This is a genomic window from Gluconobacter sp. ESL1110 (assembly GCF_058107395.1).
This window is the reverse complement of the sequence record NZ_JBYLUK010000003.1, coordinates 1-14,770: the sequence shown is the minus strand read 5'-3', so window position 1 is coordinate 14,770 and position 14,770 is coordinate 1. Positions and strand designations below refer to the sequence as shown.

Genomic DNA, 14,770 nt, shown 5'->3' with positions numbered 1-14,770 from the left:
ACGTTACTGCCCCATACGTGTCTGATTTTGCAGAGGGGTAAGGCTCGTCGGGCCTTCATAGGTCTGGCGGGCCACATTGGGCATCAGGTCCGGCCTGGCCCAGCAATCCGTCCCTTCAAAGCTGGTCGTGCAGTAAGGCTGGGGCGGGGGCGGCCCAACTGGACGGGAGCAGAAACTCTCGTCGTCATAGAGATAGGCTGTGTTGCAGTCTTTGCCGGTTAGGGCAGAGGCAATGCGGTCCGGGGCACATCCGCCGAGAACGCAAAGCATCAGGGCTGATGGCAGCAGCAGGGCTGGTTTCTTCATGCCGGAGAGGATCATCTAGCAGGGGTTAAGGAAGCCCTAAAACGGCGATGAGTTTCTTTCGGTAACAGCTTCTCAAGCGAAGCGTTTGCCGCAAACGTGCGGCACCTGTATGGTTCCGCCAGAACTTTACAAAACCGATCCAACAGGGGACCAGGTGGCGGACGATTTCATCACAGAGGTGAACGAGGAAATTCGGCTTCAGCGCTTACGGGCAGCTGCACGTCGATGGGGTGCTGTCGTGGCAGGTGTCGTCGTCGTAGGCGCGATCGGCGGTGGCGTCTGGGAATGGCAGACTCATGCCCGCAAAGCGGCGCAGGGGGTGGCTTCCGCCCGGTATTTCACGGCACTCGAAACGCTGACTGATCCCAAGCATGACAAGTCTGTCACGCAGCAGGCTGAAGCAACTTTTCAGGATCTGGCCGATCATGGCCCGGCGGGAGTTCGCTCCTATGCTGCGCTGCGTCTGGCTGATCTGAAAATGCAGAATCACGATACAGTCTCCGCGCTGAAAGCCTGGAACAGTGTTGCGTCCGATTCTGCTGCCGAACCTGCACTGAAGGATCTGGCGCGGTACATGGTCCTGAATGCCCAGACTAACACGGCAGATCCGAAGACGCTGCGTCCCGGCTATGAAGGTCTTGCCCAGAATGGTGGGGCCTGGGGGGCGTTGGCGCAGGAAGGTCTTGTTGGGTTGGATCTGCGTTCTGGCGCAACTGCCGAACAGCAGAAAGAAGCCCAGCGTTTGCTGACGCAGATCAGCGGGAATGCTGACGCGCCTGAAGGGGTTCGTGCCCGTGCACAGGCTCTGCTTGAAACCTTTGGAGACGCTGGTTGATGCGCCGCCCTGACCGATCTTCCCCGACCGTGAACCGTCGTTCCCTGTTACAGGTCGCCTGTTCCGGTGCTGCCCTGACCGCACTGGGCGGATGCAGTCTGTTCAATGATGATGAAAAGCCAATGCTGGCTGGCCATCGTGTTGACGTTCTCTCTACCGGGGCTGGCCTGACCGTTGATCCCGAAGATCATACGCCGATCAGCCTCTCAGCGCCGCAGGCTGTAACGGAATGGCTCCAGCCGGATCGCACGCCGGATCATGTTTCGGTTAATGCGATTGGTAGTGGCCTTGATCTCAAATGGAGCCGTTCGATCGGCGCCGAGGTCAATCCGACGAGCTTCCTGTCCATGGTGGCCATCTTGCCGAACAGTCGTGGTGCAATTCAGTCGCCGCCAGTGATTGGAAATGGTCGTATCTTCACGACGGACGCACAGGGTGTCGTGAAAGCATGGACCTGGCCGGGTATGAAGCAACTCTGGTCACACCAGCCAGCACCAGCAAAGTCCCGCTCCACCAATATTGGTGGTGGCGTCGCACTGGAAGGCGATACGCTTTACATCGTTGACGGTGTGGCGCAGGCGCTGGCAGTCGATGCTGCAACTGGCAAAGTAAAATGGACTGTCGATCTCGGAACGCCGGGCCGCTCTGCGCCAACCATTGCGAACGGCCTAGTTGTTTTCGGGACGATTGACGAGCGTTTGTTTGCGCTGGAAGCGGCGACAGGTCGTCAGGTCTGGACGTATCAGGCTACTGGTGCGGATACGGTTGTCTTTGGTCAGGCCGCTTCCGCCATCGTAGATGGTGTGGTGCTTGCAGGCTTTGGCAGCGGTGATCTCGTTGCCCTGCGTGCGACATCCGGCGAAATGGTCTGGAGTGACAGTCTTGGCGGTGCCAATGGTATGGGCGCCATGCTGGATTTCTCCTGTATCCGTGGTGCACCAGTCATCGTTAAGGGAACGGCCTACGCCATCTCCATGTCCCGCGTTCTCGTGGCTGTGGACATGCGGTCTGGTCGTCGCCTCTGGGAGCGTGAAGTCAGTGGCCAGACACCCCTGACAATCTGTGGCGACTGGATGTTTGTCCTGTCCATGGATCAGCAGCTTGCCTGTCTGGACCGCTTGTCTGGTCATGTGCGCTGGATTACACAGCTTCGTCGCTTCCGTCGTCAGGAAGTTCAGAAGGATGCCGTCCAATGGGTCGGTCCTCTTCTGGTAAACGGCAAGCTGATCTGTTTCTCCACTCTGCCACAGGAAGGCATGGTGGTTGTTGATGCCGTAACTGGCAAAATTGAATCGACCCGTAAAACCACGGCGCCATGCCAGGTTCAGCCAATCGTCTGTGACGGTCTGGTGCTGACACTGTCCCAGGATGCTGTTCTGCGGGCCTATGGCTGAACGAATGACCTCTGAGAACCTGCCCATCGTTGTTATCGCCGGGCGCCCTAATGTCGGGAAATCCACTCTTTTCAACAGGCTCGTCGGGCGCCGTCAGGCGCTTGTTTCGGACGAGCCTGGTGTAACGCGCGACCGCAAGGAGGGCGAGGCCCTCATGCGCGGCCGTCGTATCCGCATCATCGATACGGCCGGTCTTGAAGAAGCCGCTCCGGATACGCTGTTCGGGCGTATGCGGGCCTCTTCCGAATCTGCTGTTTCCATGGCGGATCTGGTTCTGTTCTGCATTGATGCCCGTGCAGGCATCACGCCCACGGATGCTCATTTCGCCAACTGGCTGCGTCGTCAGAACCGCCCGGTCATGCTGATTGCCAACAAGGCAGAAGGCAAAGCCGGAACTGATGCGGCACTGGAAGCCTATTCGCTGGGTCTGGGTACGCCACTGGCTCTTTCGGCCGAGCATGGTGAAGGCATCAGCGATCTCATGGGTGAGATCGTGGACCGCCTGCCACACGCGCCTCGGCAGATTCGTCATCGCCGTCGTGACGAAGAGCCTGAAGAGGGCGAAGAGCAGGAAGAACGTCCGACTGGACCGCTGCATCTTGCGATTGTTGGCCGCCCGAATGCCGGTAAATCAACGCTTCTGAACTGCCTTCTGGGCGAAGAGCGCATGATTACTGGCCCGGAAGCCGGCCTGACCCGTGACTCCATTTCGGTGGAACTGTTCGATGAGGTTGGACCGATCCGCCTTGTTGATACGGCCGGCATGCGGAAACGCGCACGCGTCGAGCAGCCTCTGGAGCGCATGTCTGTCTCTGCGTCCATTGAGGCGCTGAAAATGGCAGAAGTGGTTGTTCTGACTCTGGATGCCACACTCGGCGTTCATGAGCAGGATCTCCAGATCGCGCGTCTGATCGAGAAAGAGGGTCGTGCCTGCGTTCTTGCCCTGAACAAGTGGGACGCTGTTGAAGATCGTGTTGCGACCCGCAAGGCTATTTCTGACCGGATCGAGACATCCCTGGCGCAGGTTCGCGGGATTCCTGTGGTGACGTTCTCTGCACTGACAGGAGCAGGTGTTCATCGTCTGCTGCCCGCGGTCCGTAAGGCTTACGAAGTCTGGAACTCGCGTGTCACGACGGGCGAACTCAATCGCTGGTTCGAGGAAATGCTGGACCGGCATCAGCCGCCACTGGTGGATGGTCGTCGTCTTAAGTTGCGCTACATGACGCAGGTTAAAGCGCGTCCACCAACATTCCTGCTGTTCGGAACCCGCGCGGAAATGCTGCCGGATGCGTACAAGCGCTATCTGGTCAATGGTCTTCGCGAGACGTTCCATATGCCGGGTGTGCCAATTCGTATTCAGTTGCGTGGCACGAAAAACCCTTACGCAGATAAGTGATGCTCTTTTCTGTTCCGGTATGCATCGTACGCATACCGGAACAGAAAATCTAAAGTGGACTATAAAACTCCCTCTTTTCGTATATCTATCCCTCTCCAAACGTTGGTGTTGGTTTGTGTTCGGTCCTAGAAAGACCGTCAGGTATGAGCCAGGCCTGAGTTAAGGATGAGGAACAGGAATTATGGTCGGGATTGCTGCGGTCCGCAGTGAGGACGTTTCAGGGGAGCCTCAACGCAGCACGGCACGCGCTACGGCACTGGGGATTATGGCGGCGCTTGCTGGCCTGATGTTCGGTCTCGATACTGGTGTGGTTGCGGGCGCTTTGCCCTTTATCGCTACAGATTTCCATGCCAGTGATGCCCTGCAAGGGTGGATTGTATCGTCCATGATGGCAGGAGCCGCATTTGGTTCTCTGGTTGCTGGGCGTATCTCCACGCGATACGGGCGTACCGGGGCTATGCTTGGCGCCGCAATTTTATTTCTTCTCGGGACGCTGCTGTGCGCCTTGGCACCGTCTGCTTTGATCCTGATTATCGGGCGTGTCTTTCTGGGCCTGGCCGTAGGTCTCGCAGCGTTTGCTGCGCCGCTCTATATTTCTGAAATCACTGTCGAATCCGCTCGCGGGTCCATGATTTCCTTTTACCAGTTGATGGTCACGCTCGGCATTTTCCTCGCCTTCGTGTCTGACAGTCTTCTGGCGAGCGGTCAGCACTGGCGTTGGATGCTCGGAATCATGGCGGTTCCTGCAACGCTGTTTCTGGGCATTGTGTTGATCCTCCCGCACAGCCCGCGCTGGTTGATGATGCAAGGGCGCAAGGACCATGCGCGCCGTGTTCTCAACAGCCTGCGTTCCGACGAAGAAGTGGCAGAAGCTGAACTGGCCGACATTCAGGCGCGTTTGCACAAAAGCAGCGATGCCGGGTTCGGCCTGTTTCGTAGCAATCCCAATTTCCGTCGCTCTGTCTATCTGGGCATGCTTCTTCAGGTCATGCAGCAGCTAACCGGGATCAATGCCCTGCTGTATTATGCGCCGCGCGTTTTTCAGGCGGCCCATTTTGGTGTCAACGCGTCCATCTGGGCTACGACACTTGTCGGTCTGACGAACATGATCCTAACGGGTGTGGCGATTGCCTGCGTGGACAAATGGGGCCGTCGTCCGCTTCTCATCCTGAGCTGCGTCATTGCGGGATTGGCGTTGCTGGGTGTGGGCATCCTGTTGGCGGTCGGCGCTTCGAGCTTTGAGGCTCAGATTGCTCTGTGCGGGTTTGTTCTATTGTTCGTGGCTGGATTCGCAATCGGTGAGGGGCCGCTTGTTTGGACCCTGTGCTCCGAAGTTCAGCCCACGCGCGGACGTGATTTCGGAATTGGATGCTCTACTGTCACAAACTGGGGGGCAAACTGGGCGATTTCCAAGACTTTCCCGATGGTCATGGTCGCTATGGGCGCTGCATCAACATTTATTATGTTTGCCGCTTTCAATGGACTTTTCGTGCTTGTCACGCTCATGATGGTTCCGGAAACGAAAGGTGTCTCTCTTGAGACGATTGAGACCAATCTTTTTGCCGGTAAAAAACTGAGGGATCTGGGGCGTTAATCGTGATGAAAGTCGCTGCCGCTGGCGAGAAAGATCTCGACTGCGACCACCAACGACACGCTGGGCTTTACGGAGCCCAGCGTGTCAAAGCCATGTCAGCCGTTCTGCTTGGACTGCTGCTTTCCGTTCTGGATTACGCCATTGCGAACGTGGCGCTTCCTTCCATCGCCCATGATCTGAATGCCCCGTCTTCGCGGGCGATCTGGGTGGTGAATGCCTATCAGTTGGCCAACCTGTCCTGCCTCTTGCCTCTGGCGTCTTTCGGGTCGCGGGTAGGCTTTGCCCGTATGAGCCAGATTGGCATTTTCCTGTTTCTCATCACGTCTGTCGGCTGCGCCCTGTCCCAGAACCTGCTGGAACTGACGCTGGCCCGGGCCCTTCAGGGGGTTGGGGGGGCGTGCATCATGAGCGTGAATATCGCGCTCGTACGGTTCATTTATCCCCATGCAGAGCTTGGTAAGGGCATTGCCCTGAATGGTCTGTTTGTGGGTATTGGAGTGGCTCTAGGGCCAACGATTGGTTCGATTGTTCTTTCGGTCGCGACCTGGCCATGGATTTTCTGGATCAATCTACCTCTGGCCTTGGCGGCTCTCGCCATGGCGCATTTTGCTCTGCCACAAACGCCCCGAAGCGAAACGCAGGCTGATATTCCCGGCTCCATCCTGACTGTGGCGTCTTTCGCTCTACTCGGGATTGGTCTTGATGGATTGATGCATGGCGATTTCCTGCCGGGATCGCTGTTGACGGGCGCTGGTCTGATCTGCTGGTGGCTTCTGCTCCGGTATCAGAAGGGGCGTCGGGAGCCGATTGTTCCCGTGGATCTTCTGGCGCGGCGGCCATTTCTGCTGGCGTGTCTGGTGGGTTTTCTCGGCTTTGTGGCCTCAAACCTCTATATTGTCGCCATGCCTTTCACCCTGGCGTCCGCCTTTCATCGTGGCGATTCCACAATCGGGCTTCTGATTGCGCCATGGGCTGTTGGGGTGGCTGTGATGTCGTTTGTGGTCGGGAAAGTGGCTGACCGTTTTCCTGCATCTGTGCTGTCTTCTTTGGGGTTGCTGCTTACAGCTTTTGGCTTTCTGCTGCTCTGGCTGTTGCCACTGGACGCGAGCAATGCTGCGATTGCGTGGCGCACCCTGCTGGCCGGGTGTGGTTTTGGTCTGTTCCAACCTCCCAATAACCGGGCCATCATGGTGTCGGCTCCCGCTGGTCGGGAAGGTGGTGCCAGTGGCATGCTCTCAGTCGCACGTCTTGGAGGGCAGACGACGGGCGCCTTGCTCGTGGCTGCCCTTTTCACAATCTTCTCCCACCCAGCCTTTATCTGCCTCGGCGGCGCGATGATCGCCGCGTTGACAGGATCCGCTCTTAGCCTTGGGCGGAAATACCTCGCAGACTGAAGAGTGTTGTTGTGCGCTGGTCGGTACTTTCCAGCTCCTGAGTGGTCTGGACGTTCTGTTGAACCAGAATGTCCAGATCCAGTTTGGGAGCGTAATGGCGTCCGGGATCGCAGAGCCAGACTTCGCAGTGCTGGGCACAGTCCAGCAGCCATGGCATGATGCGTGCGGCCATGGCCTCGTTGTAACAGACGTCTCCGATGACCAAGAGATCGCAGTCCGGCTTTGAGCCTATCAGATCTCCAGCAAGAAGCGTCACCGTGGCACTATTCAGTGTGGCGTTCAGAGCAGTGGCTTCCAGAGCCATCTGATCGATATCGTTGGCTTCTACAGCAAACGCGCCGGATTTTGCTGCAGCAATGGCGGCTAGACCGCACCCGCATGCGACGTCCAGAACACGCTTGCCGTGAACCCGCTCAGGGTTGTCCAGAATATAGCGTGCGATAAGCTGGCTGCCCGGCCACGCAAAGGCCCAGAAGGGCGGCTCAATACCATGCGCTTCAAGAAACGCCTCGCTGGCTTGCCAGATGGGAGTGATATCTGTTGCCAGATGCAGGGCGATTTCCGGAACAAGTCCGGCACTTTCGACTGCCGTGTTGTCGCGGATGAATGCCGCTGGGTCCTGCAGTCTGACGGGCATGGTGTTCAAAGTCTTCCGCAGATGAAGGCAAGAGCCAAAAGGAAACCGATCGGGACGTTTTGTTTGAACTGGCGCAGGCAGTTCGGTGCGTCGTAGGGGTTAAGCGTACGGGCCTGCTGAAGAAGAAGCAGACCTGCCACTGCAAAGAACACCCAGAAGCCAAGATGCAGATGAGCGTGAATGGCGACCAGCCCCAGAGCCAGCAGCATCAGGCTATAGCAGGTGGCGATGAAGGGTTTCGCACGCTTTTCCATAAGGCGGGACGTGGAGCGCACACCGATGCGTGCATCATCATCCATGTCCTGAAAACCATAGATGGTATCAAAGCCAAGCTGCCAGAGAATGACAGCGCCATAGAGCAGGGCGCCGTTCCCATCCAGGCGCCCGCCTGCCGCAGCGTAGCCCATGGGGGCCCCGAAACCGAACGTGAAGCCCATGACAAGCTGAGGCCACCAGGTAACACGCTTCGCGGCGGGATACAGGGCCACAAGAATCAGTGCAAAAGGGGCCAGAATCCAGCAGGCCACGGGTAGACACAGCAAAACACACAGGCCACAGAAGAGCAGGGCAGCGAGCAGCTTGAGTCCCTGTTTCAGAGAAAGTGCGCCACTGGCCAATGGGCGACCAGCGGTTCGGGCAACCTTGGCATCAATATCGCGATCCCAGATGTCGTTCACGACACATCCGGCAGACCGCATGACAAGGGAGCCGAACGCGAAGAGTGCCGTGTAGAGGGCGCGAAGCTCAAGCGGAGCGTCTGGCGCAAGGAAAAGCCCCCACACGCCGGGAAGGAACAGCAACCACGTTCCGACTGGCCGATCCAGCCGGGCCAGAAGCGCGTAGGACCGCCATGGTTCAGGCAGGCGGCCGGTCCAGCCTGTCAGGCTGATATCGGTATGGGGGCTGGTTTTGTTCATCAAAGCCCCTGATGCGTGGCGGAGGCGCTTCCGTCAATGGCTGGAGCGCGCTATCGGAAAAGGATGAGCCGATCTGATCCCCGTCTTTATCTTGAAGTTCCGGATGTCACCTTCACGGAAGGGCTGGAACTTCCGCTTCCTGCTGGTCAAGCCCATTACCTGGGCAATGTTATGCGACAGGCTGTTGGAGACGCTGTTCGTGTTTTCAATGCGACGGACGGGGAGTGGGCTGCGATGATCCAGACTCTTCGCAAAGACCGTGGGACAATTGTCCTTGGGGCAATGGAGCGTCCTCCGCAGCCAACGGACGGTGTGGAGCTTCTGTTCGCGCCGTTGAAGCGGGATGCGACAGAGCTTGTGATCCGCATGGGTACGGAACTGGGCGTAACCGCCTTCCGACCCGTCATTACGGAGCGAACCAATACCCATCGTCTGAATCTGGACCGTCTTGCCCTGATTGCGTCCGAGGCTGCTGAACAATGCGAGCGGCTGGATATTCCGATGATTCACCCGCCTGAACCGTTGAAAACCGTTCTCTCTACCTGGCCAGATGACAAGCCGCTTTTTGCGGCGCTGGAGCGTCGGCCTGGCGAAGACGGCCCGTTGAAAGCGGCGGCGCTGCTGATTGGACCGGAAGGCGGATTTTCTGACGCCGAGGTTCTGTTGCTTCAGCGGCATCCCGCTGTCCATGCTCTGACGCTGGGACCGCTTGTGCTGCGGGCCGAGACTGCTGTTTGTGCTGGCCTGTCCCGTCTGGCGCTCAGACGTGGCGCGTGAGGGTGACAGGATCGTCTGACCTGCTACAAGTTCAATCAATATCGAACAACGATTTTAAACCGAGGCAAAACCGCCATGTCCAATCCCGGCACGTCCAATAGCGCAACGATCGAGAATCGGGCGCAACTCGTCGAGGTTCTGGAGCGTGGCTCCAAACCGCAGTCTGAGTGGAAGATTGGCACCGAGCATGAAAAGTTCGGGTTTGTGCTACCGGGACAGGATGACGGGCGTGAGCTGCTGTCGGCTCCCCCCTACGAGCCTAAGGGTATTGGCGCTCTTCTTCAGAAGCTGGAGGGGCCGGACTGGGCGCCGATTCATGATGGAGAGGCGCTGATTGGTCTGGCTGGTCAGAACAGCCAGAAAGGTCGCTCGATTTCCCTGGAGCCTGCGGGGCAGTTTGAACTCTCAGGTGCGCCAGTTGTCTCGCTTCAGGAAACGCAGGCTGAAATGCAGGAGCATTTTGACCTGATTCGTGGTCCGGCTTCCGAGCTTGGAATTGGCTTCCTTCCGTTTGGGTTCCAGCCGCTCTGGGGCCGGGATGCCATGCCGTGGATGCCCAAAAGCCGCTACGCCATCATGCGGAATTACATGCCGAAGGTCGGGAGCCTCGGTCTGGACATGATGACGCGGACCTGCACCGTACAGGTTAATCTGGACTTTGGCAGCGAAGCGGATATGGCCCGCAAGATGCGCGTGTCTCTGGCCCTCCAGCCTCTGGCAACGGCGCTGTTTGCCAATTCGCCTTTCGTGGAAGGCAAGGCCAACGGGTTCATGTCCAACCGTGCCCGCATCTGGACGGACACTGATAACCAGCGTGCGGGTCAGCCTTCCCTGTTCTTCGCAGAAGATTTCAGCTTCGAGAAATATGTAGACTGGGCGCTAGACGTTCCGATGTATTTCGTCGCCCGCGATGGAAATAATATCGACGTGAGTGGTTGTTCCTTCCGTCGTTGGCTTAATGGCGAGGCGCAGCCCGGTTTGGAAGGTCTGACCCCGACCATCGGCGATTTCGAAGACCATCTGACGACTGCGTTCCCGGATGTACGCCTCAAGCAGTTCCTTGAAATGCGTGGCGCGGATGCTGGTAAGCCGGAGATGATGGTTGCGCAGTCCGCACTCTGGGTTGGTCTTCTGTATGATCCGGCCACGCTGGAAGCGGCCGAAAAGCTGGTTCTGGAACAGCCTTGGGGCGTTTATCAGCAACTTCGTGCCGATGTGCCCGCAAAGGGAATGCAGGCTGAATTCCCAGGCGGTCTGAAAGCTCTTGCCAAGCGGGTTCTGACACTGGCAGAGCAGGGACTTCGGGCGCGTGTTCGTAATGAGGCTCACTTCCTCGATCCGCTGCATCTGATTGCAGAAGGTGGCCCGAATCAGGCCGAATACTGGCTGGCTCTTTATGAGGGCGCATGGGGTGGCAGCGTGAAGCCGCTGTTCCGTGAAGCTTCGATCTGAAGCTGAACATTCCGGTTTTTATCGGGGGGCGCTATGAATCGGGAAAGCGGGGGCTTTTTGCAACCCGCTCCCCGATCGGTAGTTCCAGAGGGATGATGAACCATCTTTTCTTTCGCGCGGCTGTAGCCAGCGCTTTCATGTCCGTTGCTGCTCTCCCGTTTCCTGCTCTGGCGCAGGCTGTTCCGGCGCAGCTTCGTCCTGTGGATCAGGGATGGGTCGCCCGTATTCAGGATACGCTGGGTCAGATTACGGTCCTTCAGGCCCGCTTTCAGCAGATTGCTCCCGACGGTAAAACCGTTGGTGGCACGGCGACGCTGCATCGTCCGGGGCGGATGCGTTTCGATTATGACAGCCCAAGCCCGCTTCTACTGGTCGCGAATGACGGGAAGGTCGTGTTTCAGGATCGCAGCGTCGGACAGGTCACGGTCATTCCGCTGGACCGCACCCCGCTGGGCCTTCTGCTTCGCCCTGACCTGAAACTGTCTGGGGACGTGACTGTTACAGGATTCGAGCGCAAAAGCGGTCAGATCCACCTTCAGGTCGAGAAAACCGATAACCCGGGTGAGGGGAACCTGACCCTCGTGTTTTCGGAGGCGCCTTTGACTCTTCTGGGATGGGAAGTTGTAGATGCGCAGGGGCGAACGACCCGCATTGCTTTGTCAGATGTAAAGACGGGTGGAAGCGTGTCCCAGTCTTTGTTCACGCTTCCAAAATCCGAAGACTGAGGACTTAGTTCTTCATCTCTTTTGAGAGTTCCAGCGCACGGGCATAAACCGTGCGCTTCGGAAGTTTCACAATCCCGGCGACAAGCGTTGCAGCGTCCTTGACTGAATGGCTTTCCAAAGCCTGTCGTAGATGCGTATCCAGATCATCCGCGCCACTGTCATCTTCTGCTGATGGACCAATCAGAAGCGTGATTTCTCCGCGCGGTGCTGTTGTTTGGAAATGAGCCAGCACTTCTATGAGCGTTCCGCGCACCATTTCCTCAAAACGCTTTGTCAGTTCGCGACCAACGGCGGCCTCGCGATCTGGCCCGAACACCTCAACCAGATCTTCCAGTGTTTCAACCAGGCGATGCGGTGCCTCATACCAGATCAGCGTAGAGCGTACGCCAGCCTGTTCGGCTGCGCGGAGCGTTGCAAAGCCGGTCTTGCGAGCTTCGCTGCGTGGCGCCGGAAAGCCGAGAAACATGAATGGTAGGGGGGGCAGGCCAGACAGGGTCAGAGCAGTGATGACCGCGTTCGGGCCAGGAATGGCCGTAACGGGAATACCAGCGGCAATGGCTGCGCGCACCAGACGGTAGCCCGGGTCTGAGACCAGTGGGGTGCCCGCGTCTGACACGACGGCGTATCGTGCGCCTGCAGAAAGTTTTTCAATGAGAAACGGGGTGCGATCCTGTTCGTTGTGATCGTGCAGCGTTCTGGTGGGCGTGGAGATGTTGCGGGACATCAGCAATTTTGCCGTAACCCGCGTATCTTCACATAAAATCGCCTCAACGCTCTGTAAGGTCTCTATCGCGCGTTCGCTGATATCAGCCAGGTTGCCGATTGGCGTCGCAACCAATATCAGTTGTCCCCCCACTTTCGGGCCATGCTCCGATGGCGGGGCGGCCGTTAATATTTCAGCCGTATCGCTCAAGGGAGTTTCAGCGGAACATGACTTTTCGGACATCTGCATCCTCGGTGACGAACTCAAGGCCCTATTCTGGACCGATGAGCCGTCTGCGCAAGGGTGTAAGCACTGGCCTCGCCGCTGGAACCTTCCTGACGCTGACTGCCTGTTCGGGCGGAGGCTCCTCGCTGATCCCGGGTGTGGGCGGTATTCCTGGCTCTAGTCAGGCGCCGGGCGCGCATGACGTTGGCCTGATTCTGCCGCTGACGGGGCGCTACGGAGCCATTGGTGGTCGTATGCGAGACGCCGCCAAGCTTGCTCTTTCTGCCCAAGGGTCTCCAACGCTGGATATTCATGACAGCAACGCCGCAGGAGGTGCCGCACAGGCAGCGCATGATGCGCTTTCCCGTGGTGATGCGATGATTTTGGGGCCGTTGACCGCTACGGAAACGGCCGCTGTTGCGCCACTGGCTGTGGAAGCAGGCAAGCCTGTCCTGGCGTTCACAAGCGATTCGACACAGGCGCGTCCGGGCGTATGGGTCATGGGTCTGACACCGGAGCAGCAGGTTCGCCGCATGGTGGATGCCGCACGGGCGACGGGTCGCAAAACATTTGCTGCTTTCCTGCCTGACAATGCGCTTGGTCACGCCATGGCAGAGGGGCTTCAGCGAGCCTGTCGCGACGATGGTTTGAACGATCCGAAGATCGTTTTCCACGCAATGGATGCCCAGAGCATTGATGATGGCCTGAAGGGCTTGTCGGATATTGCGAACCGTCAGCCTCCTGCTCCTGCGCCGACAGTGCCACCCGGTCCGTCTGCTGTTGACCCGACCGCAGAAGCTGCTCCCGATTCGGCTACTGCTGCAACTCCGGTTCAGGCAACACCTTCGCAGCCTGTTGCAGCCCCTCCTGTTCCGCCGCCGCCGTTTGACGCGTTGGTTCTGGCCGACACCGGTATGGAACTGGGGCATATCATTACTGCTCTGCGCGATGATCACATTGACACCAGTCAGGTTCAGATCATGGGGCCGGCGCTCTGGAAGGCGTTTGATGGCAAGCTGAGTGCGCTGCATGGTGCCTGGTACGCTGCGCCAGACGCCAAGGATCGCAACGGATATGTCGGGCAATATAAGGCCGTCTACAAGCAGGCACCGTCCCCGGTCACGGACTTTGCCTATGATGCGACCGCTCTGGCTGGAAGTCTGATGAAGCAGGGTGGCCCTACGACGGCAGCCTTGACTCGGGCGGATGGTTATATGGGGGTGGATGGTCTGTTCCGGTTGCGTCCGGATGGGCATGTGACGCGCGCGCTGGCTATCTACCAGATCCAGCGTGGCGGCGGCGCCCGGATTATTGTTCCGGCATCGCGGGATATCGCGGCCCGACCGAGCTAAGAAAGCATCTTATTTCTTAAAGGAAGAAACACGCGTCTGCGGCGACCAGCGCGTGTTTTTTTATGCCTGCTTTTGGCCAAGACGCCGGGAACAGCAGAAAGAGGCCGTTTGATGCCTCAAAGCGCTGTCAGGCGGCGTATGTTTCTGCCAGCGGCAGGACGGGGCGAATGGTGTGTAGAGCCAGTTCGAAGCTGGCGTAGCTACCGAGTTCGTGATCCCGCAGATGGTCGATCAGAACCCAGCGCATGCCTTGTGGACGCAGCATGTAGGCAGGGTCGGGATTTTCACGGACCCAGACAAGAACATGCTCGATCGGGGTCGTTCCATCAAAATTGGTGATGCTGGAATCGACCGGCGTGATCTCCGCATCGAACAGACCCATCCGCATACCAGCTTCGAGCCACCGGGACAGATATTCACGGTGGCGGGGAAGCACACCCTGTCTCAGGGTAATGACATTCCCCCCCATGGAAACGGGAGAAAGGTCAAGAAGGGGAGTTGCCTGCGCCATCAGGTAAGTCCTCATCAAAGCGGGGCGGAAGAGCCCTGTGATTGCGATAAGGTCAGGCTAAAATCCAAACGGGGCCTTTCACAATCTTAAATGACGTCAAAACCCGGTCTGGCGACATAAACTTTCCCGACTGTGGCAAATCTGCCATGCGAAAAACGCATAGCTCAACATCTTGTTGTCATATTCCGATACAGGTCTTTGTTCCAGCGGCGGTGAAGCCAGAGCCAGGATCCTGGCTTCTCCTCAATCCACTCTTGAAGGCGGTCGTTGAGGCGCTGTGTCAGTGACAGAATGTCGGCCTGCCGGTTTTCTGTTGGCTGAAAGTCAATCGGTTCGTCTACAACAAGTACGAGTCTCGCCGGACCATCGCGGCGGACATGACCCGTCACGATCAGGGCGTTATGACGCAGCGCAAACACTGCCGTAGCCGAAGCTGTCATGGCTGGACGGCCAAAGAGCTGAGCTTCGATGCCATCGTTCATTTTCTGGTCGCCCAGCACGCCGAGATGGCCATCTTTTGAGAGATGCCTGAGGGCTGCACGTGCTCCTTTG

15 protein-coding genes are annotated in these 14,770 nt (G+C 58.1%); 9 read left to right on the top strand and 6 right to left on the bottom strand.

Going from position 1 to position 14,770, the window contains the following annotated elements; translation table 11 throughout:
- Window positions 1–3: 3 nt before the first annotated feature.
- Window positions 4–306, bottom strand: coding sequence for a hypothetical protein (locus AC3B6F_RS00990; RefSeq protein ID WP_489823063.1), 303 nt, complete (start codon window positions 304–306; stop codon window positions 4–6).
- Between the two features lie 154 nt (window positions 307–460).
- Between AC3B6F_RS00990 and AC3B6F_RS00985 the strand changes: the two genes are divergently transcribed.
- The 5 genes from AC3B6F_RS00985 to AC3B6F_RS00965 all read left to right on the top strand — a co-directional run bounded on the left by AC3B6F_RS00985 (window position 461) and on the right by AC3B6F_RS00965 (window position 6,919).
- On the top strand, window positions 461–1,141 hold the full coding sequence (locus AC3B6F_RS00985; protein ID WP_489823062.1) for a tetratricopeptide repeat protein: 681 nt from the start codon (window positions 461–463) through the stop codon (window positions 1,139–1,141).
- Window positions 1,141–2,535, top strand: coding sequence for a PQQ-binding-like beta-propeller repeat protein (locus tag AC3B6F_RS00980; protein ID WP_489823061.1), 1,395 nt, complete (start codon window positions 1,141–1,143; stop codon window positions 2,533–2,535). The genes AC3B6F_RS00985 and AC3B6F_RS00980 overlap by 1 nt, the downstream gene beginning before the upstream one ends.
- A gap of 4 nt (window positions 2,536–2,539) precedes the next feature.
- A complete protein-coding gene (der, locus tag AC3B6F_RS00975) occupies window positions 2,540–3,931 on the top strand; it encodes a ribosome biogenesis GTPase Der (RefSeq protein ID WP_489823059.1) in 1,392 nt (463 codons plus the stop codon).
- Between the two features lie 181 nt (window positions 3,932–4,112).
- On the top strand, window positions 4,113–5,525 hold the full coding sequence (locus AC3B6F_RS00970; protein ID WP_415573483.1) for a sugar porter family MFS transporter: 1,413 nt from the start codon (window positions 4,113–4,115) through the stop codon (window positions 5,523–5,525).
- A gap of 5 nt (window positions 5,526–5,530) precedes the next feature.
- Complete coding sequence (locus AC3B6F_RS00965) at window positions 5,531–6,919, top strand: MFS transporter (protein WP_489823129.1); 1,389 nt, start codon at window positions 5,531–5,533, stop codon at window positions 6,917–6,919.
- On the opposite strand, the gene AC3B6F_RS00960 is transcribed toward AC3B6F_RS00965, so the two are convergent.
- Window positions 6,888–7,556: a class I SAM-dependent methyltransferase gene (locus AC3B6F_RS00960; protein WP_489823056.1), complete on the bottom strand. Its 669-nt coding sequence runs from the start codon at window positions 7,554–7,556 to the stop codon at window positions 6,888–6,890. The two genes, AC3B6F_RS00965 and AC3B6F_RS00960, sit on opposite strands and share 32 nt — an antisense overlap.
- A gap of 5 nt (window positions 7,557–7,561) precedes the next feature.
- Window positions 7,562–8,473, bottom strand: coding sequence for a 4-hydroxybenzoate octaprenyltransferase (gene ubiA / locus AC3B6F_RS00955; protein WP_489823054.1), 912 nt, complete (start codon window positions 8,471–8,473; stop codon window positions 7,562–7,564).
- Between the two features lie 36 nt (window positions 8,474–8,509).
- On the opposite strand from ubiA, the gene AC3B6F_RS00950 reads away from it, so the two are divergent.
- The 3 genes from AC3B6F_RS00950 (at window position 8,510) to AC3B6F_RS00940 (ending at window position 11,427) form a co-directional block, all read left to right on the top strand.
- Window positions 8,510–9,250 carry a 16S rRNA (uracil(1498)-N(3))-methyltransferase gene (locus tag AC3B6F_RS00950; protein WP_489823052.1) on the top strand — a complete coding sequence of 247 codons (741 nt, stop codon included), beginning with the start codon at window positions 8,510–8,512 and terminating at the stop codon, window positions 9,248–9,250.
- Between the two features lie 75 nt (window positions 9,251–9,325).
- The gene (locus AC3B6F_RS00945) at window positions 9,326–10,702 is read left to right on the top strand and encodes a glutamate--cysteine ligase (RefSeq protein ID WP_489823051.1); all 1,377 of its coding nucleotides are present in this window, start codon (window positions 9,326–9,328) and stop codon (window positions 10,700–10,702) included.
- Window positions 10,703–10,794: 92 nt separating this feature from the next.
- On the top strand, window positions 10,795–11,427 hold the full coding sequence (locus tag AC3B6F_RS00940) for a LolA family protein (RefSeq protein WP_489823050.1): 633 nt from the start codon (window positions 10,795–10,797) through the stop codon (window positions 11,425–11,427).
- A 4-nt stretch (window positions 11,428–11,431) separates the two neighbouring features.
- On the opposite strand, the gene rsmI is transcribed toward AC3B6F_RS00940, so the two are convergent.
- Window positions 11,432–12,265 carry a 16S rRNA (cytidine(1402)-2'-O)-methyltransferase gene (gene rsmI / locus AC3B6F_RS00935; protein WP_489823128.1) on the bottom strand — a complete coding sequence of 278 codons (834 nt, stop codon included), beginning with the start codon at window positions 12,263–12,265 and terminating at the stop codon, window positions 11,432–11,434.
- 149 nt (window positions 12,266–12,414) lie between these two features.
- Here rsmI and AC3B6F_RS00930 point away from each other — a divergent pair, with 149 nt between their 5' ends.
- Window positions 12,415–13,707 carry a penicillin-binding protein activator gene (locus AC3B6F_RS00930; protein ID WP_489823049.1) on the top strand — a complete coding sequence of 431 codons (1,293 nt, stop codon included), beginning with the start codon at window positions 12,415–12,417 and terminating at the stop codon, window positions 13,705–13,707.
- 127 nt (window positions 13,708–13,834) lie between these two features.
- On the opposite strand, the gene AC3B6F_RS00925 is transcribed toward AC3B6F_RS00930, so the two are convergent.
- Window positions 13,835–14,218 (bottom strand): hypothetical protein, encoded by a 384-nt coding sequence (locus tag AC3B6F_RS00925; RefSeq protein WP_211567339.1) that lies wholly within the window; start codon window positions 14,216–14,218, stop codon window positions 13,835–13,837.
- A gap of 164 nt (window positions 14,219–14,382) precedes the next feature.
- Window positions 14,383–14,770, bottom strand: a 388-nt coding sequence (locus tag AC3B6F_RS00920; RefSeq protein ID WP_489823047.1) for a lysophospholipid acyltransferase family protein, incomplete at its 5' end; no start/stop codon positions are given.